At 39.8% G+C, this 19,572-nt stretch carries 16 protein-coding genes; 2 read left to right on the top strand and 14 right to left on the bottom strand.

The features are described from left to right. Positions 1 to 73: 73 nt before the first annotated feature. From B879_RS05345 to B879_RS05335, 3 genes are read right to left on the bottom strand one after another with little or no spacing between them, the layout of a single operon-like run. Entirely contained in the window at positions 74 to 2,542 is a 2,469-nt protein-coding gene (locus B879_RS05345) for a bifunctional UDP-N-acetylmuramoyl-tripeptide:D-alanyl-D-alanine ligase/alanine racemase (protein WP_009184132.1), read from the bottom strand. A gap of 23 nt (positions 2,543 to 2,565) precedes the next feature. Further along, complete coding sequence (locus tag B879_RS05340) at positions 2,566 to 3,630, bottom strand: lysylphosphatidylglycerol synthase transmembrane domain-containing protein (RefSeq protein ID WP_009184131.1); 1,065 nt, start codon at positions 3,628 to 3,630, stop codon at positions 2,566 to 2,568. A gap of 4 nt (positions 3,631 to 3,634) precedes the next feature. Continuing rightward, the gene (locus B879_RS05335; protein WP_009184130.1) at positions 3,635 to 4,384 is read right to left on the bottom strand and encodes a segregation and condensation protein A; all 750 of its coding nucleotides are present in this window, start codon (positions 4,382 to 4,384) and stop codon (positions 3,635 to 3,637) included. Between the two features lie 185 nt (positions 4,385 to 4,569). On the opposite strand from B879_RS05335, the gene dxs reads away from it, so the two are divergent. Continuing rightward, on the top strand, positions 4,570 to 6,486 hold the full coding sequence (gene dxs, locus B879_RS05330; protein ID WP_009184129.1) for a 1-deoxy-D-xylulose-5-phosphate synthase: 1,917 nt from the start codon (positions 4,570 to 4,572) through the stop codon (positions 6,484 to 6,486). Positions 6,487 to 6,694: 208 nt separating this feature from the next. Here the strand turns inward: dxs and B879_RS05325 are convergent, their stop codons facing one another. The 10 genes from B879_RS05325 to B879_RS22835 form a co-directional block, all read right to left on the bottom strand. Further along, positions 6,695 to 8,116 carry a pyridoxal phosphate-dependent decarboxylase family protein gene (locus tag B879_RS05325; RefSeq protein WP_040400303.1) on the bottom strand — a complete coding sequence of 474 codons (1,422 nt, stop codon included), beginning with the start codon at positions 8,114 to 8,116 and terminating at the stop codon, positions 6,695 to 6,697. Positions 8,117 to 8,422: 306 nt separating this feature from the next. Further along, positions 8,423 to 8,668, bottom strand: coding sequence for a putative toxin-antitoxin system toxin component, PIN family (locus B879_RS05320; RefSeq protein WP_009184127.1), 246 nt, complete (start codon positions 8,666 to 8,668; stop codon positions 8,423 to 8,425). Then, positions 8,658 to 8,873, bottom strand: a complete 216-nt coding sequence (locus B879_RS05315) for a hypothetical protein (protein WP_009184126.1) — start codon at positions 8,871 to 8,873, stop codon at positions 8,658 to 8,660. The genes B879_RS05320 and B879_RS05315 overlap by 11 nt, the downstream gene beginning before the upstream one ends. Positions 8,874 to 9,183: 310 nt before the next feature. Further along, positions 9,184 to 10,851, bottom strand: coding sequence for an ATP-dependent nuclease (locus B879_RS05310; RefSeq protein WP_009184125.1), 1,668 nt, complete (start codon positions 10,849 to 10,851; stop codon positions 9,184 to 9,186). Positions 10,852 to 10,860: 9 nt separating this feature from the next. Then, positions 10,861 to 13,968, bottom strand: a complete 3,108-nt coding sequence (locus B879_RS05305; protein ID WP_009184124.1) for a DEAD/DEAH box helicase family protein — start codon at positions 13,966 to 13,968, stop codon at positions 10,861 to 10,863. After that, positions 13,959 to 14,171: a hypothetical protein gene (locus B879_RS05300; RefSeq protein WP_009184123.1), complete on the bottom strand. Its 213-nt coding sequence runs from the start codon at positions 14,169 to 14,171 to the stop codon at positions 13,959 to 13,961. The genes B879_RS05305 and B879_RS05300 overlap by 10 nt, the downstream gene beginning before the upstream one ends. Beyond that, positions 14,168 to 15,241 carry a Fic family protein gene (locus tag B879_RS05295; protein ID WP_009184122.1) on the bottom strand — a complete coding sequence of 358 codons (1,074 nt, stop codon included), beginning with the start codon at positions 15,239 to 15,241 and terminating at the stop codon, positions 14,168 to 14,170. Before B879_RS05295 ends, B879_RS05300 begins: the two co-directional genes overlap by 4 nt. After that, positions 15,241 to 18,456: a site-specific DNA-methyltransferase gene (locus B879_RS05290; RefSeq protein ID WP_009184121.1), complete on the bottom strand. Its 3,216-nt coding sequence runs from the start codon at positions 18,454 to 18,456 to the stop codon at positions 15,241 to 15,243. Before B879_RS05290 ends, B879_RS05295 begins: the two co-directional genes overlap by 1 nt. 7 nt (positions 18,457 to 18,463) lie before the next feature. Further along, positions 18,464 to 18,658 (bottom strand): helix-turn-helix transcriptional regulator, encoded by a 195-nt coding sequence (locus B879_RS05285; RefSeq protein ID WP_009184120.1) that lies wholly within the window; start codon positions 18,656 to 18,658, stop codon positions 18,464 to 18,466. Positions 18,659 to 18,670: 12 nt separating this feature from the next. Further along, on the bottom strand, positions 18,671 to 18,829 hold the full coding sequence (locus B879_RS22835) for a hypothetical protein (protein WP_009184119.1): 159 nt from the start codon (positions 18,827 to 18,829) through the stop codon (positions 18,671 to 18,673). A gap of 357 nt (positions 18,830 to 19,186) precedes the next feature. On the opposite strand from B879_RS22835, the gene B879_RS22580 reads away from it, so the two are divergent. After that, positions 19,187 to 19,354, top strand: a complete 168-nt coding sequence (locus B879_RS22580) for a hypothetical protein (protein ID WP_157231537.1) — start codon at positions 19,187 to 19,189, stop codon at positions 19,352 to 19,354. A gap of 17 nt (positions 19,355 to 19,371) precedes the next feature. Here the strand turns inward: B879_RS22580 and B879_RS23140 are convergent. Further along, positions 19,372 to 19,572: hypothetical protein (locus B879_RS23140; RefSeq protein WP_238542084.1), on the bottom strand; the 201-nt coding region annotated here is incomplete at its 5' end.

Below are 19,572 nucleotides of genomic sequence, written 5' to 3'. Positions count from 1 at the left end.
CTATCTCAAATAAATGTTTCCGACAAAGATAAGCATGTTGATGAAAACCACACTTCTTACCGGGTCTATTTGATCAGTCCAAATAATAAACCCTTTTGACTCTACTGCTGATATTGGTCAGGAGCTCATAAGGGATGGTTCCTATATTTTCTGCCAATTCTTTGAGTGAAATGCCCGGGCCATAAATTATTACTTCATCTCCCTCTCTAACCTCCATGTCTGTTACATCTATCATCGCCATATCCATGCAGACATTTCCGATAACAGGGGCCCTTTTTCCATGGATCAGTACAAATCCCTTACCATTGCTGAAGCGTCGGTCATAGCCATCAGCATAACCAATGGCTATAGTAGCTATCTGTCCGTCTTTTTCCATTATTCCTTTTCGGCTGTAGCCGACTGAATCCCCTTTTTTAAGTTTTTTCACTTGTGAAACGGTTGTCTTAAGGGTGCTGATAACACGCAAATGTTGGTCATAAAGCCCTGTGACTTCCACTCCATACAATCCAATCCCAAGACGCACCATATCCAATTGGAATTCAGAATAGGCTGCTATACCGGCAGAATTCAATGCATGGCGAAGGGGTCTATAATTCAGCTTTGCCATGATGCGCTCACACATGTCGGTAAAAGTTTGAAGTTGTGACCTTGTGAAATCCTCATGCCTGGACTCATCTGCTGCAGCCAAATGGGTATAAAGACTGGCAATTTCAAGTTGAGGATTTTCTTGGACCATGGACAGCAATTGAGACATATCCTGTTCCTCAAATCCTAATCGGTGCATCCCTGTGTCCAGGTCCAGGTGTATCTTCATCCTTTTATCTTGCCCTTTACAAAAAATAGCCAATTCTTTGAAAAATTGTAAGCTATACACCACAGGTTCTAAATCATGCTGCAGGAGATGGGGAAAGGATTCCTGCACAGGGTTGAGAACCATAATGGGTAGGCGGATTCCTTCCGATCTCAGGGCCAGGCCTTCATCCGTATAGGCAACCGCCAAATAGTCGGCCTTGAGTTGCTGTAAGTGGTTGGCAATTTCATCTGCCCCACCGCCATAGGCAAAAGCTTTTACCATGACCATTACTTTGGTCTTTGCATCGAGCTTGGTTTTATAAAAGTTGTAATTATGCGTCAGGGCATTGAGGTTGATCTCTAGGCTGGTGCCATGAATACGTTGCTGAAGGCGGTTGACAACTGCCTCGAAGCCAAATTTTCTGGCTCCGGTTACCAGAATAATGTCATTGTCAAAGAACTCATCATGCAAGCTTTCCAGCAAATGCTCCGTGTCCTGAAAAAAGCGCATGGGAATCATCAATTTCTCTTTAAGACAGCTGATATCCTTGCCCACACCCAATAGATAATCAATTTTATAAAAGGTCAACAATAGGGCAACTTCTTCATATACTTGATCTGTGTTGCCCACTTGTAGCAGATCGGATATGATCAGTATTTTTCTTTTTTTAGGCCTTTGGGCATTCATAAACTCCAGGGCCAACCTTAAGCCCGCCAGATCATTGTTGTAAGTATCATCAATGATCAAGCTTTGATTGGTGCCCGGCTTCAAAGTGAGGCGCATATCAATTGCCTTTAGGTGATTCAAACCTTCCTGTATGGTTTTTGTATCCAGGCCTAAGGTCAACGCGGCCACAATGACATGACGGATATTTTCAAGAGAAGCTTCATCTGAAAAAGGCACCATAAAGGTACAAAGACTTAAATCCGGCCGCATCAAGAGGATCTTTGACTTAGACAGCTCTTTTTTTACTGTCAGGGTGTAATCTGCTCCTACGCCATCAGACCAAATGATCAATTTTTTCTTTGGGAACCTCTTTTCAAGGTACTCGGTGATCATCGCATGCTCTTTTCTGAAAATGATATATTCACAGTTTTGAAATAACCTGGCCTTTTCCTCCAATTTTTGATTTTTAGACACAAAGCCTTCTTCATGGGCAGTGCCTATATTGGTGAAAATACCCAAGTTTGGCTTCATCATGTTTTCAAGGGCATCCATTTCATTGGTGGTAGAAATTCCTGCCTCTAAGACAGCTACCTGATGCATGGGGTCCATTCCAAAAATAGATAAAGGAACCCCGACCTGAGAATTATAACTTTTAGGGCTTTTGGCAACAGAAAATTTTTGGGACAAAACCTGCCCGAGCCATTCTTTGACTATAGTTTTCCCATTGCTTCCGGTGATTGCTACTACTGGTCCCTTAAAAAGACTTCTTTGATGCGAAGCTAACTTTTGGAGTGCTTGAAGCGGTTTATTTACTTTTAGAAAGCAGGCCTTTTTTGATATAGAGGCTGTTGGACTGAAATCTTCCTGAACAAGAAATGTTCGGATACCTTTATCAAATACTTCGCGCACAAAATTATGGCCGTCGAATTTTGCACCTTTCAAAGCAACAAACAGACTTTGCTCAGGTTGCAGGATATTCCGGGAATCTATTACTACATCTGTAAGCGGTGTACTGCTCTGTATGCCTTCAATTTTGGCTTGAAGTAAACTGGCCAATTCCTCTTGAGTAAGACGTTGCATCATAGTCTAAAAATACAGAATAGTGTTTACTTTTTTTTCTGTTCTTTCTTTTTGAAAAAAACTTGTTTAATCCATCGGGGAAGGAATATGGCTCCCAGTAAAAGGTAAGGATAATAAGAAAGCAACCTCCACAAGATGCTGGTAACGAAAGTGTAGCCATGTAGGAATTGGGAGAAGAATTGGGCAAAGAAAAATTCAGCTGTACCACTACTTCCTGGAGTCGGAGATATCATCATGACAATCCACATGATAACCTGTCTGGCAAATATAATGACATGCTCAAAAACACTCAGTCCTTGGTAAGAACCTATCAAGGCATTTAACATCAAATAACGCGAACTCCAGATGAATATCGTAGCGGCAATAATGGGCAGCCAATATTTGTAATTTTTCCCCACGAGTTCTTTGGAAGCCTCAATAATTTGGTTGCCATATTCATTGGCAGCATGTTTCCACTTTCGGAGCCATTTGATGGAATAAATTTTAAGCAAGACCCATTTGAATACCCTGGGACGGAAAAACAAGGCGGCAGCCATGACCAATGAATAAAATGCATAGAGTCCATAACTGGTCCAGAATAAAACTTCTAAACTTCTTCCAAGCCTCATTTCCATCAGCCTGCTTTCCGGAAAAATATTTCCTTGTGCAAAAAACAGGATGATGGGTGCCCCAATCACAAAGAACAGGTTATCCAAAATGGCGGTAACCATCACATAAGCAATGGCCTTTCCTAATTTTATCCCCTCCTTATTCAAAATAAATACCGCCACCGCAGTACCACCTACGATGGATGGCGTTACAGCAGAGGCAAATTCCCAAAGAATGATCACATACAGCGCCCGCATCCAAGTGAGTTGACGGTCGGTAATTTCCCTGATTCGGTATATATAGCCCACGTCACGACACAGAATGACAAAAATAGCTAGCACAATCCCCCAGGCAGAAGCATCAAAGATACCTCTCAAGGTTTTGGCATTGACGTTTGGATCCAGGTAAAACATCAAGAAAACAATGCCTACACCAATTAATATTGGAACCCATACCTTATTGGGATTAAGGGTGGCAAAAATCTTCTTATTATCTAATTTCATAATTTTAGGTGGTTGGCACGGGTTCTGTTTTTTCTACCCAAAAATTATTGAATCCATCGCCAATGGTAATGGTAACCATAGAGAGCTGTAGAAGTTCCAAAATTGCCAGAAATGTATAGATCACGAAAATCTTATCTGGCTTATAACTGATAAAATCGGAAAAAGGGATACGGTCCTTGAAGCTGATTTTCTGAAGCACAAAATCTTTTTGTTGTTCTATGGTATAGGGATACTGAATTACTGTGTGTTTGGTTTCATCTGTTCTTGCAGAATATTTGGACATGACCTTTTGGAAAACTTTCAGCAATTTGTAAAGTTCTATGTCCTGTATTTCTGCTTCCACATTATCCGCTTTGGAAAGTTCCTTAAGTTCTGCCGCTAAATTTCCACGTTTTTCCTTGGAAAGTCTTACAGCTTCCATATTTGCCAAATCAGCAATAACCGATTTGTATTTTTTGTATTCAAGTAAATGTCTTATCAGTTCCTCTCTGGGGTCTATTTCTTCCCCATTTTCATCAAGATCAGGCCTTGGAATAAGCATTTTGGATTTGATCTTCATCAAAGTAGCCGCAAAGAGGATAAATTCACTGGCTACTTCGATCTCCATTTTCTCCAACTGATGGATGTAATCAAGGAAATCCTGGGTGATTTTGGAAATGGGGATATCATAAATATCCAGCTCATCTCTTTCTATGAAAAAGAGCATCAGATCGAAAGGACCTTCAAATAATGGCAATTTGATCTCAAAACTCACCGGAAAGAATTTTTTTATGTTAAATTTGCTGCAGATTCAAACCCAAAGATATTTAAATTAAGGTAATTAACGTACCTGAAAGTCAAAAAGACGTGCTGAAGTTATTGTTTACGTAAAAGTTGGATTTTTGAAAAACATTCAGGAAACTTAGCTGTTAATTACTTTTATAAAGAAACTTATCGCAAATGGTAATCAAACCCGGTAAATTACTCGCTCAGATCGACTGCCCGGAAGATCTGAAAAAATTTTCAAAAGACCAGCTGGTACAAATCTGTGATGAACTCCGTCAGTTCATTGTTGATAATGTTTCTGTATATGGAGGCCACTTTGGCGCCAGCCTGGGCGTAGTAGAACTTACTGTTGCGCTGCATTATGTGTTGAATACCCCTGATGACCAATTGGTTTGGGATGTAGGGCATCAGGCTTACGGGCATAAAATCCTGACAGGCAGAAAAGAAAGATTCCACACCAACCGGATATATGGGGGCTTATCCGGTTTTCCGAAGAGAAAAGAAAGCGAATATGATACTTTTGGAGTTGGGCATTCCAGTACTTCTATTTCGGCAGCGTTAGGAATGGCCATGGCTTCCAAATACAAAGGCGATCAGCGCAAGCAACATGTGGCTGTCATAGGTGATGGGTCCATGACCGGAGGAATGGCTTTTGAAGCCATGAACCATGCCGGGGTTTCAGATACCAACTTGCTTATTATTCTCAATGACAATTGTATGTCCATCGACCCCAATGTAGGGGCATTAAAGGACTATTTGACTGATATAACTACCTCTCATACCTATAATAAGGTAAAGGACGAGGTTTGGAACCTGCTGGGTAAATTCAGCAAGTTTGGCACATCTGCGCAGGAGGTAATTTCCAAAGTGGAAGGCGCCATCAAGTCAGCTGTGTTGAAGCAAAGCAATTTGTTTGAATCCCTCAACCTGAGGTATTTTGGTCCTGTAGATGGACACGATGTAAATCACTTAGTGGAAATCCTTGCGGATCTGAGGGATATTCCTGGTCCAAAAATTCTTCACTGTGTGACCGTTAAAGGTAAGGGCTATGCTCCAGCCGAAAACGGTAACAAAACTACTTGGCATGCACCGGGCTTATTTGATAAAGTAACCGGTGAGATTTATAAAAAGACCCCAAGTGCGCCGCAAGCACCTAAATACCAGGATGTTTTTGGTCATACCTTGGTGGAACTGGCAAAAGAGAATGAGAAAATCATGGGTATTACGCCCGCCATGCCATCGGGATCTTCCTTGAACATTATGATGAAGGAAATGCCGGATAGGGCATTTGACGTGGGTATTGCCGAACAACATGCTGTCACATTCTCTGCAGGTTTGGCCACCCAGGGCATGATTCCCTTTTGTAATATCTATAGTTCCTTTATGCAGAGGGCTTATGATCAGGTAATACATGATGTAGCCCTTCAAAACCTTCAGGTAGTATTTTGCTTGGACAGGGCCGGGTTTGCAGGAGCTGATGGTCCTACGCACCATGGCGCCTATGATATTGCTTATTTCCGATGCATCCCCAATATGGTGGTTTCCGCTCCTATGAATGAAGAGGAGCTGAGGAACCTGATGTATACAGCGACACAGTTCAATGGACCTTTCTCCATTAGATACCCAAGGGGTCAGGGCGTTATGCCAGAGTGGAGAACTCCTATGCGTAAGATCCCTATAGGACAAGGAAGGATTGTAAAAGAAGGTGAAGAGATCGCCATCCTTTCCATAGGTCATATCGGTAACTATGCCGTGACTGCCTGTGAACAGTTGGCTAACGATGGGCTCAATCCTGCGCATTATGACATGCGGTTTGTGAAGCCTTTGGATGAGGATTTGTTGCATGAAGTTTTCGGTAAGTTCAAGAAAGTGATTACAGTGGAAGACGGTTGTCTGATGGGAGGCTTTGGTTCGGCTGTTCTGGAATGGATGGTTGATCAGGGTTATACCGCCCAAGTGAAGCGTCTGGGTATTCCTGATGCGATCATTGAGCATGGGGATCAATTGGAGCTGCACAGAGAATGTGGTTTTGATCCTGAGGGGATAGCTGCAGCAGTTAGGGATATGGCAGCAGTGAAGGTGGAGAAGTAAATTTCCCTTCTACAGCATATATACCATTTGATCGAAATAAAATGCCCTGGTAGATATAAGACCTATCAGGGCTTTTTTTTTGGGAAGGATTTGGGTTTTGAATTTTGCTGGTGGGTTATGGTATAAGTTGTCCTGTCTTGGGGTAAATTATTAGATCGTGTGTGCTACCGCGTGTGCGCACCTCGTCAGCGTAATTTGGCTTGGCCGTCTACTCAATCACCTGCTGCATTATTTTATTAATTATTTCTGTCATTAATTTAGTTACTATTTCTATGTCATTTTCAGTTGTTCTCCAATTTACAAATGCAGCCCTAATTCCATTTTTTCCATTGTAAATAGTTGGTGTCATAAACACTTTCCCTGTGTCGTTAAGCAATGTTAAAAAAGTAATTACTTTTTGTTGATTTTCTTTACCTGCCAATGTAAAACAAACAGTGTTTAATCTTATTGGAGCTAAAAGCTCAAAGTAGTTGCTGTTATTGATAAATTCTCCAAATTGATTAGCTAACAAAATACAATTTTCTACAATATCTTGATACCCCTTTCTTCCATAAGCCAGAAGGGAAAACCAAACAGGTAATGCTTTTAACCGTCTTGAATTTTCAGGTAAAAAATTTAAATAGCTAAAATTTTCAAGTGGATTTCCTAAATAAGGTGCATTTGAATTTTGGAAGGTTTCAACTTGTAAATGCTTGTGTTTTTCTTTTACGAAAAATACAGCATTTTCATAAGGAACGTTTAGCCATTTATGACAGTCAATTGTTATGCTGTCCGCATTTTCCCAGCCTTCAACAAGGTACTTATGAGCTTTGGAACACACAGCAAATCCCCCAAATGCGGCATCAATATGCCACCAAAAATTATATTTCTCCTTAAGTTTTGCTATTGCTACAAAGTCATCAAAATCAACCGTGTTTACTGTTCCACCACTTGAAATAAGTATAAATGGTTCTCCACGGAGTTCATCAATCTTCTTCTCTAAATCAGATATGTCTATTGCTTCTCTATTGTCATTTAATACTTTAATTTTTATTATATTATTACTGCCAACTCCTAATAGTGAAAGTGACTTTACAACAGAAGAATGTGGAATCGCAGTTAAAATATTTATATTTTCAGAAACACCTTCCTTTGCAAAATCTTTGCCTATTTCTTTTCCTATCCATTGCCTTGCAACTGCTAGACAAGTAAAGTTGGACATAGTTGCACCCGTAACAAATCCACCCAAAAAGTCATTGGGTAATTCAAAAAGGTCAAGCAGTAATTGTATAGTTTCTAATTCTATTGATGCAGAAATATCCCCTTGTCCTTGTGTTGCAAAAGTATTTTGGTCATAAATTGTCGTTAGCCAGTCACCAACAATTGAAGCAGGTGTAGAACCACCAGTAACAAAGCCCCAAAAGCGAGGTCCTGAACTAGATACAATTATCTGATCAAATCTACTATTAAATTGTTTAAGCGTTTCTGCTGTCCCTAAGCCGTTTACAGATAAAGTCAGTATTCCACTTGTTATGTTTTTAGTGGATGTTCGTCTTTCCGAAATATTGTTCAAATATTCAAGTCCTTGCTCTTTGACTTTTTCAAGTAAATTGTCAAGCGCTATTAAATCATTTTTTAAGTGTTCGTTCATTTTAGCATGGTTATTTATGCTTCTGGTAACAGTCTCGGAGCATCCGCCGCGTCTGATCAAACAGAACTACACTTTAATAGAAGCAGAAAGCTCCAAGTTTGTACATTACCCCGCTTGACCCAAAACCCGGGTTAGTGGTCCGGTCTTCTTTTTTGTCCTACATTGTCATTTTTGTTAGTCTATTTTCTTTTCAGGTTCGGTTGTTGCAGCCTGATAGCTCACGGGATTCAGCCTTTCTGCCGACAAAGGCATGTATCCAAGGTGATGTTGTGGTGTCCCCGCTAAGGCGGGGCAGGCAGTGATTTTTTATTCCACCTTTATTAATTCCCCAAAAGTTTCAATTTGGGTCAATAGCATTTTGATATCTGATTTTTTAAAAAATCTTTTGAATTTGGGCCTTTCAGAAACCTCTAAAAACTCTTCAAGCAATTCTTGGGAAAATATCAGGGTTGCTGCTCCAGATTCAAGAAGGACATCCAATTCCTTTTGTCTTTGGGAGATCAAAAAACGTATCCAAAGATTAGTATCTAGAATTACCCTTCTATTTTTCATACCGGGCTTTGCGGACTGCTTCAACCTCTTTAGTAATATCTTCTAAACTTGGGGCTTCATCTGACTTACTCCTGAATTTTTTTAATACCTCAGAAAAAGCATTCTCAGAATCCTCTTTCCTAATCCTTATCAAATCCAAATTTGCCAAGTCTTTCAAAAGGGCTTTGGCTTTAGGATTCAATATATCAATTCTAATTGTTTCCATGTTTTTTAATCTTTCTTAAAGATACGAATATTTTAAATAGGAGATCGTTTTGTCATGCACCACAACGGTTTGCGTGTATGTGCAGTAGCGGATTAGAAGCGCTTTCCTGTCCGTTTTGCACAAAGTTTCTTAAAAGCACAGACCTTCGATTTACCACTTCACACGCTGTTAGGGCATCGTGCTTCTTCTTCCGTTGGTTTTTCGGTCGGTTTTGGGGTGCGTTGGGACAGACACACTCTTTGCCAAGCTTTGGTTTGAGCGTTGGCTTGTGCGGCTTGGCAATGTGTGTGGCTGTTTAGGGTTGGCATTATTATAAGGTCAAGTTTCTTATTTTTTCAATCAATTCAAGCATTCTTTCTCTTCCTTCGCTTTCTTCTTCTAGGTTGATTTGTCTTGCCGTTTCTCTTGCGACTATATGTTTAGAACTGCTTCCCAGTTGTTCTCTTTTACCTTCTTCGATTACAGCATAATCCGTAAATGTTGATCGCATTGTAGTTTCAAAATCAACTCCGAAAACACAGAACCTTTCAGAAATTGCCCAATTTTCAATTCCCAAAATCCCTTCTAATTCTTCATCTCTTATTCCTATAGCTTTTAAAGCGTCTTTTCTCAGATTACCATTTCTGTCATCTCCGGAACGAGTGTCGTTATCGAAACAGATGAATGTTGGAATTTGATATAGAGTGAAGAGTCTCCACCATTTCGCCAAATTACCTTTACCACTTACTCCAATTATTTCAATACCATGTTCTGTTGGGTCTAAGCCAAGGCGTTCAAAATAAATAGGAAGTGACAGTTCTTCAGTAAGTCCTTCAACTAGTATGATTTTATTCGCGAAAAATCCAGATAAAACATGTGCAGTAGCCTGATTTGAATAAAACGGAACTACAGTTTCTTCCTTTGTTTTTGATGGATTTGCACCAGTTGCCAGACAATGATTAAAAAGCGAGGAAGCTTCATTGCTAATTGCAAAAGTTTGATTTTTTTCTTTTCGAATTAGGTTAATTCCTTGGATGTATTTTAAATCAACAAAATAAGGACTATGTGTAGTTAAAACGATTTGCAAGCCATCTTCTGCCATTTGAAACATCTTTTTTGCCAACCATTTTTGAGCCAAAGGATGCAAATGAGCTTCAGGTTCGTCTAAAATGAAAATTAATCCTTGACCTAAAAATGATTTGGCATAAGCGTGGGCAAAAGAAAGTGCCAGTATTTGCTGTTGTCCTGTGCCGAGTTCTTCGTATGCTCTCGTTTCCCCATTTTCAGTAGGATGCACCCTTAAAGTTTTGAAATAGTTACTTGGGTCATAAGCTGAAAAATCAAATGCTAATGCATGTGTCATATTAAACAATATGCTATCAGCTATTGATGACATATTGGTATTAAATGAGTTGAATTCATCAACTTCAAGAAATGTTGCTTTTATATTTTCAAAGAAGCCTTTTAGACGATCTACCCTTTCTTCATCTTCGGTGAGTCTATCATGAAATGCTTTAGTAACTTTTGATAATAGTGTAAACTTGGTAGAGTAGCTTAGCTGATAATTTAGATTTTGCTCAGAATTAACCACTACACAAAGTAATTCTTCTCTAAGGGCAGTACTTACATAAATGTTTTCAGCACCATTTTCTGCTTGATAAGCTGCAAAGTGGTTTTCACTTCCTTTTTGTGCTCGAAAATTAAAGCCACCACAAGAAAATTCAGAAGACCTGCCCAAACGTCCATTAAAGCCTGAAATACTTGTTTCAATGACGACTTGGTTATTTGTATCTCGATTGTAATGGTCGTAATCTTCTAGTTTTTTATATTTTGGATGGAACTCCCCAAACATGAGTTCTATTGCTCTAATAATATTGGATTTTCCCGAATTGTTCTCACCAATTAAAACCACTGGCTGATTGACAGGAAAGTTTATAACTATCTGGTCATTTACAGATCGGAAACCTTCAATCGTTATTTGTCTTAATCTTGGTGGCATCAGTTTGATTTATAAATTCAAATTCTCAAATATCTTTCCCAAGTACTCCTTATTGTTCTCAATAAAGAGCACTTTATTTTCAGCAAATTCATTCCTTGTAACATTCCCATCACTCCAAACCTTTTGTACTTTGGCAAAAGACGTAACTGACAAGATGAAGGCTGATATATGCACTTCAATTTCTTTCTTATCCTTATTTAAATCTGATTGAATTTTTGCTTCCAATGTGGAAGCATCGGCTTTACACCAAAGTACTTTTGGATTGTTGAAGTGTGTTTCTCCTAATAAAATCCCTTTTGGGTCAAGGAAGTAGATATACTGCTTGGAACCATCAACTACCCAAAGGATAAAATCTGGGTAAAAGGAGGAGCTTTCCATGAAAAAGCCAATACCCTTTACAGTTAAGTTTCTGAGGACAAAAAGCTTTTTACCTTCAAATTGCTTTGACTCCCTGGCATATTCTCGAAGGTGATTGATAAAATCTCTTTCGCCTTTATTAAGCCGTACTGGAACCGTCTTTATTTCTTTGAATTTGTTACCATCTTCGTAGGAAGCTATTGGTGAGTATAGGTGCTTGTCAAAATGAATAGAAGGGAGTGTTTTGTCGTCCTTTTCATATATCTCCTTTATTCTTGATTCTAACTCTGAAATAAATGTGTCGTGCTTTTTGGGCACTTTCACAATCATGGTATGCGATGCAGGGAACATGGCTGAATTGGAAGCATGATCCAGCATATCGTAGGTTAAGTATTTTGAAAGGAATGCCTTTTCCTTGTCAGCATAAAACTTATTGATGTAGTCTTTAACCAAACTTACTGCGACTGCTTGTACCTTTCCTGAAATAGCTTCATTGATCTCGAACTGACCTTTGTGACTGAAAAGGTTGAAGTTCCCTTCTTCGATCAATCGGGAGAATATTTCACTATTTATAATTAAGTTTTGGTAGCCCTTCAAAAGTTTATACCTATTGGCTTCCATAGTAAGGGCATTGAAATCGATGAAGCCCCTGAAACCTTTTAGAAAGTTTTCATTGTACTCTGCGGCATCTTCTGCAAACTGGCTATTGAATCCACCTGAAGCAATGCTTATCTTGTTACGCAGATCAATTGTTACACGCTTTGCAACATCGGCATTGTACTCCAATTCCATGATTTCATCCTTGAAAGATTTATCGTTTTGCTTGCGGAAGGTCATTATCTGGCCATTCCATTGCTCTTCGTGGTTGAGCTTAATTTCAATGGAATAGTTGGTGTAATCCGGAACTTCTTTTTCAATTTCAGTTAAGAATCGGTTCATGTAGGATGCATTTAAGCCCATAATGGAAATGGTCTGCAAGGCTCTTACATGGTAGGGTGCATTGGCTTCTTCACGCTTTAGCGAAAGGTTCTTTCCTTTCAGACGAACCCCACGGCCAAATAGCTGAATGATTTGAGCGCCTTCACTTTTACCCATATTCATTAATCCCATACTGGAAACACGCCAAGAGTTCCAGCCTTCAATGAACTTCTTGGAACCAATCAGAATATTGATGGTGGAGTCAGTTTCTGAAATAGCCTGAAACAATGATTTAGTAAAGCTGTCGTCTTGGATAGTCAAATCTCCATCTGTATCGGCTTCCAATGTCTTGGCATACTTCGGTACATCACCAATATTGATGACTGCAAAATATTGATCAGATGTTTTTGTTTTAAGTGCTATTTCTCCATCTGCTTGCTTGACCTGATAGGCTTCAATATTGCCAATGCCATTGAAAACTTTTGTGAGAATAGATTCAGCAATGGGTGTTTCCTTTTTCAAATACTCAAAACGACCTTTAAAAATATCATTCCCATCTGCATCACGTAAGCCTGTGTCGCCCTTTAGAATCTTATTTATATCCGACTGCAGTGCTGTAGGAGAAGATAGGGCATACTTAAAGAATTTGACAATTCGTGATACATCTGAAATGCTTTCTTTGTCGCCTTGTGTTAAGGTGCTTGATGATGAACTGATTACCCTGCTACCTACAAATACCCACAAGGGCTTTTCAATGTTGTATTGACGCAAATCCTTTTCGTATTGCTCGTAAAGGGCTAACTGTTCGTAATAGCCCAGAAGACTGGCAGTTAGTAGCAATTTATTCTGTTCTTCGCTGTACTCGTTCTTCGCATCTAAATTGAATACGCTGAAGTCTTTGCCATAGCCATCTGTATAGAAATGTCGATAGGAATAATCAAAAATGATGGACTTGCCATATTCTTGAAGTAAATCCTTAGTAATGTTGGTGATGATCTGCCCAAAGGTGGCTGAATACTCAAAGGTGAATGATCCATCGCCACGGGTTAAATGTTCTCTTAGGTTTTTCCAGGCACGTTCTTCTGACTTTTGCCCTTTGTGGCCTTCGTCAATAAAAACAAGGTTCTTGGATTCTGAGAAATAGTCAACGTCCACACTAACGCCTTCACCTTCCTTTTCCTTTACCAACTTGGTGATTTCCAATATCAGGATTTCACCTTCTTTGGTTTTTAGGCTTTCTTCACTTCCTGAGTAAAGTTTTGCAGGAATGCCACTCTCCAAGCAGCTTTCGTAATGCTGTCGGCTCAGACCTTCATTTGGCGTAATGAGAATGATGTTTTCCCATTCCTTAAAATATTTGGTGATCTGCCAATAGTTGCAATGCATCAGGAGGGTTTTTCCACTGCCTGTTGCCATCCAATAAGCTAATTTTTTTAAATCCTTCTCCGTGTAGGCTTCTATATCCTTGAAGTCCTGGCTATCCTGAGCATACTGATTGAGCGAATTGATTAAAACCGTTGGATTGTTGCTGTAAACATCAAAGAAATATTCTGTGAAGAGCAATGAAAACCACTGGTAATATTTAAAGGTAAGGAAAGGCTCAGCTCGGTTTTCCCTTAACTTTTTTTCATAGCCTTGAATAGCTTCATCATATTGTTGGATTGCCCGATCTTCAATCAGTTTTTCCGAATTGGCCATTAAAGCACTGGCAAAAAAGGTATATCCGGTAGAGCTAGTGCCTGACTCTTTGTTGTTAAATTCATCCCGCAGGTCTTCAAAGGCTTCATAACCCAACTGGAGCAAGATGTATCTGAATAGTACAAGTTGTTTTTCTAATTGCATAGCTTTTTTATTTCTCGCAAAGGCGCAGAGGCGCTAAGTTTTTGTGCATTTGGTGTCTTGAATGCACAAGCACTGTGCATTGCTTTTATTGAACGCACAGGATTTGCTTCTTTTTGTGCAATAGCCTTTCGCTGTGCACAAGGTTTGTGCATAGCAAAAGTCAAGCGCATAGTTTTATCAATATTTTGTGCAATGAGTATCATTTGCTCAGTAGTTTATACAGTTGCTTATTTAGGTAAAGCGATTCATTTCCAATCTTTTCTAATTCGAGAATGCCCAATTCCACCAAACGATTCAAGTATTTACTTGCTGTATTTCTGGAGGCAATGCCACTTTCAACTAAAAAACTGATTTTACAATAGGGTTGAACAAAAAGCATGTCCACCAACTCTCGGCTGTAGATGTCTTCTGCTTCGGTTTTTACTTTTGCTACCGTTGCTTGTAGCAGTTCATGAATCTGATTAATCAAATTCAGGGTTTCTTTGGCTGTGGCTTTGACTGCCGTAAGCATATATACGAGCCATGCTTCCCATTCGCCATTTTCGGTTACTCCACGAAGGAGACTGTAATAATCTGATTTAAACGCATTGATGTATTGTGATAAATAGAGTACGGGTTGATCAATGATTCCCACCTGGGTCAGATACAGGACATTCAAAACCCTGCCGGTTCGGCCATTGCCATCAGTAAAAGGGTGAATGGCTTCAAATTGATAATGAAGCATGGCCATTTTGATCAGTGGATCTATGCCATCATCGGCCTGGGCAAAGTTTAGCCAATCACTTAACTTCTCAGTGAGTACATCATGACAACATGGTGGTGTGTAAACTACCTGAAAGCGATTGCCGATATACACAGGGGTATCCCTTACACCATCTTCTTTGTCTTTAATCTTTCGGTAGATGTTTTCTAAAAGCGGCAGGTCAATACCGCTTTCCTGTTGTTTTTGCCATGCATCATACAGGGCGGTTCGGTAACGGAGTACTTCTTTGGTTTGTGAATCAGGTTCAGTGGTAGTCGAAGCAAATGCTTTGTAGAGTTTATCAGAGGAAGTGAAAATATTCTCAATGGAGGATGATTCCTTTGCTTCCTGCAATACCAAGGTATTGATAAGCATCAAAGGATTGGGAATAATGGGCATTCTACCTTTTAGCTCGGCCATGGCCGCACGGGCTTCTGCCAAAACCTTGTAAACAGCCAAGGTTTCCCATGCTTCCTTAGCGGGAGGCAGCAATGGCAAATCATTGTACGGTTGATCTGATCGAAAGGCCATTACGATAGCATTTTGTTTCTGAATACTTCTTCAATGGGCTGGTAGCCTTCTATATGTGCCTGATCGTTGATGTAAAGCAGGTCATAGGCGAATGCCTTGAACGCTTCTTTAAGTGCTGCTGCATCTGCTTTGTACTCTTCCAAAGACCAATCCTTAACCGAACGCCATACCACCAGAATGCTTTTATTGGCATTATTATGCCCATAAACAAACTGATACTTTTTGCCATTAATCTCTTTGGTAATGCACTTTTGCATGTGCAGGCCAATAAGGTAGTTGAAGGTTTCTACCAAATCAACGGCTTGCTCGGTATCGTAGGTGAAGCCATCCCATACTTTGAGTTTGTAATCCCAAGGGTCTTGCATGGCGGCTGTGTTTACTAGGGTTTGGCTGCCCTTGGTCTCAAACTCCAAAAAGTATTTGGGAATGTACTGATCAAATTCCAGGGCTTTCTGCAAAGTATCTTCTGATGCTTTGAAGGCAATGTTTTCTAAAGCTTCTTCATACTGCTCTAAGCGTTGGTATTTGAAGAATATTCCATTTCCGCCACCAACGGGCTTAACGGGACTACCTACGTTCCATTCTAGGGAATGTGCAATTTTCTTGATTCTTGGTATAACAACGGTGTATATATAATTGCCCTGCTCAATTAAAATGCATTTTCTATTTCCATTATCTTGATTATTCAAATTTTGAATTGCGTGAAAGGTAGTTCCGGAACCTGCGAAATAATCTAGGAAATAACCATTTGTTACACCAGTTGAATAGAGAAGAAACTCGATAAGTTTTACAGGTTTCGGGTAGTCGACTTTATCCTGCAAGACTAAATTTTCGAGTGTAATGCCACCATCACTTTTTTGACTAATAATTGATCGAAGAAGAAAGGATTCAACTTCTCTCAAATATGTTATTGAGCTAGGTTGAGTATTTTCATTATTTGCGTACCATATTCTGCCCTTCATCATAGATCCATCTGGTAAGATGAACTCACTTCCGTTCTTTTCTGCAGCTTTAAAAGTATCTTCCTTCCAGCGCCATCCTTTATTAGGTACTGGTGCAGGTTTTTTAGTGACAGGATTTATGACTTCATATCTCGGCCCTTGGGTTTTTGCATTAGGCCATGACATATTAATCTTACCCCAAATTTCATAATTTTCATCTAGTTCACAGTAGAGAGTAATACCCCGATCAAATCCTTGCTTTTTGTAATACTTCTTTAAAATTGACTGAGCTTCCCTTATCGATTTACCTGAAGATTTCGCTTTTTTAACAATTTCATATACTTCTTCGAGGGAATCCTTTCGCATCACAAAAGACAAATCATTTGCCTTCCTGTGCTCCTTACTTTTGCAATACAAGTAGATATATTCATGGATATTTCCAATTCCTTTGTCATTCTTTGGTATTCGTTTATTCCATGTAATCTTTTCTGTTCTGTTGTTCTCCCCAAAAGTTTTATTCAGTAACTGACCTAGTGCAAGTTCTTCATGTTCGTCACAACTGATAAAAAGAGCCCCAAAATCATTCAATAGATCCTTATTTGATTCAAGAAGTGGTTGAAACATAGTTACCCATGTCGATGATTTGAAAGCATCTTTATATATAAAACCATCATCACCTGTATTGTACGGTGGGTCGATATATGTAGCAGATATTGATTCTTCAAATTTTGGTCTAACAGAACTTAAAGCCTGAAAGTTATCACTCTTTATTAAAAGTCCATCCAGTACATTTTCCAAATCATTTTTCTTTGATATTGCATTTAAAAGGGAATTTTTAAACCCTTTATCAAAGTGTATTGTATCAATTGGAAGCTTATTCAAATGAATTTTTTCAGAATCAAAAAAATCATTGGATGATTCAAATTTTGAATATTCCCCAAACAACTCCTTCCACTCTGCTACCTGCTTTTCGTTTTTAATTACTTCTTCGAGAATAGGTTTGGCAGCTTCTTCTCCGATGTACTCCACCAGTCGGTCAATGGTAATGACCCACTCTGTATTGAGTACAAACTTCTTTTTCTCCCATAGCTTTTTCTGAAAATCTTCAATCTGGCTTACAAAGGCGATAATGGTATCGGCAATGGACTTGAATACCTTGATGGTTTTCAGGTTGTGCTTGAGTCGGTCAAAGTGGGTGTCAGAATCCGTTACATAGAGGTCGTCTACATTGACCAATTCACTTTTGATGTAGTAATCCAGCTCTCTTTCCAGAAAGCTTTTTAGGTTTTTATGGATGAAGAAATCGTGCTTGTTTTTACGGGTGTAGTGTTGTAGTTTTTTGAGTAGTAGGGGCTTTCCTTCCTGTTCTTTCCAAAGGTTGGCAAAGAGCGGATTGGTGCTAAGTTCCTTCTTCAAATACTCAAAGGCTATTTCATCCAGGTTGTCTTGTTTGCTGTTGCCTTTTACCTTTTTCTTTTCATCATCTGCCAGAGGTCGGTATTCAAAGTAGATGGTAATTTCTTTTTCGCTTACATCCGGTTGCTTATTGGCTAAAACGAAGTTGAGTTCACTATCATCTTTTTCTTTGATTTCAGGGGCTTTGTCTGCCAATAGGAAGAAGTTAGGTTCGTCAGCCTTCACGTTACCTTGCTCAAGCTGCGCATTGTGCAGCTTGAAGTTGACTACCAGATTACCATCTAAAGTTTGTACTTTAAATGCATAATGGTTGAACGTCTCAGATGATTTGATGTAATACTGGTCATGGTTTGCCCAATGGAAGTGGGTTTCTTCGCCATTATAGGGAACCATGTATTTCTCGTTCTTGCCAAACCTGCGCTTGCTGATGAAGTCTCCTTTGTCATAGTATCGTGAGAAGAACAAGGTCAGGTGGTTGTAAATCTGATTTTCGGTTTCTACTGAAACGGTGGCTTCTGTGGCTTTTGCTTTGAGTGCTGCGTACTGATTGATTTTATCCTTCCCAAACTTCTCTAGTGTCTTCTTTTCATCCGCTTCAGCTTCCAACCAACCTTTGATGATGTCGTCCTTTTCGAGATCGGCAATTTGTTCTTTGATCTGCTTGGATTCATCAGCGGATAGTGTTTGGAGTTGTTCCTTTACCTTATCCACCAATAGCTGGTCAATGAAGTTGGCGATTTCCTTTCTTTTGTAGTGAAGGATTTTGTACACGCCAAAGTCCAGATCCTGAGAGTCAAACTGGAACAGTTGGTTTAAAAAGCCTTTTAGTTGGTCAAGCGGTGTATTGTTATTAGCCATTGTGCCTTTATTTCTTAATTTCTATTAGTAAATCTTTGACTTCAACATCAAGAATCCTTGCTATCTCGTAAAGTACTTCAAGTCTCGGTTGCTGTCGGTTTTGAACATAACCATTCACCATGTTGTAGCTTTTGCCAAGCTGTTCAGCCAACCAAGTTTGTTTAATTCCTTTTTCTTCAAGTACTTCCTTTATTCTGTTCATGTCGTCAAAGAGTCAGGCTGCTAAAATAGGTTTTATATTTTGATTATATCGTTTTTCAAGATAAAAAGTGTTTGAAATATTGTCGTTCTGTCTTTCCGTGCGTTGGCAAAAAATGGCTCTTTTGGTTTTTTGAGCTTTGGCTTGTGTGTCGGCAAAAACCAAATGTGCCATTTGTGCGGTGGGTTTTTAGCATGTGCCCTAACGTTTCTCAGCTATACGCAGGCAGGGATTTTCACCACTGAACTTCCTACGAAGAACTGAGCTTCAAATATACCACTTTCCTGTCCTGCGAAGCACGAAACCCCTACTTGCGTATAGCTGCTGTGTGTGCCCAGCATGGGCATATGGTATCGAAGATACCAAATTATTCCAGAGGGTGAAAGTCTCCGCCAACTGGCGGACAAGATGGTGAAGCCTGTTAGCAAGTCGCAAGCTGGTTGCCGCGAGAGGACTGAGCGTAAAGAAGACTTCCTGTGGAAGTCTTTAGCGAGGGGCCAGGATGTAGGGTAGGAAGTAAGCCAGACTGCGGTGTCTTTACTGACGAACAGGGCCTGTCCCGAACATCGGGAAACGGCATACGGAGGCCAATTAGGGAGGGTAAGCAAGCACATCATTGTAAAGCCCGTAACCAAAAATCCCTTTTTGGTAGATGCCGCAGAGGACAAAGCGGGAGCTTTGGGCCAGGTTTGTGGGTAGCAATAAGGAATATGCTCTTATCCCGATAAAAAAATCGGGACAGGCTCTGGGGAGGTCTTGGAATAGACTCGGTTTCTATGTACCAAGAAGTCAGCAGAGCTCATAGTAGCTACTGGAAAAGAAATACAGGGAAGACTTACTAGGTAGTGAAGCCCGCCCGGATGACCAGTCGGACGGGGACCGATCATCAGGTGAAGCGAAAACCTGTCTGCAGAAGG

It is taken from the genome of Cecembia lonarensis LW9, from assembly GCF_000298295.1.
In the GTDB taxonomy this organism is placed as follows: Bacteria; Bacteroidota; Bacteroidia; order Cytophagales; family Cyclobacteriaceae; genus Cecembia; species Cecembia lonarensis.
The sequence above is the reverse complement of the archived record's forward strand: the minus strand, read 5'-3'. Positions and strand labels throughout refer to the sequence as shown.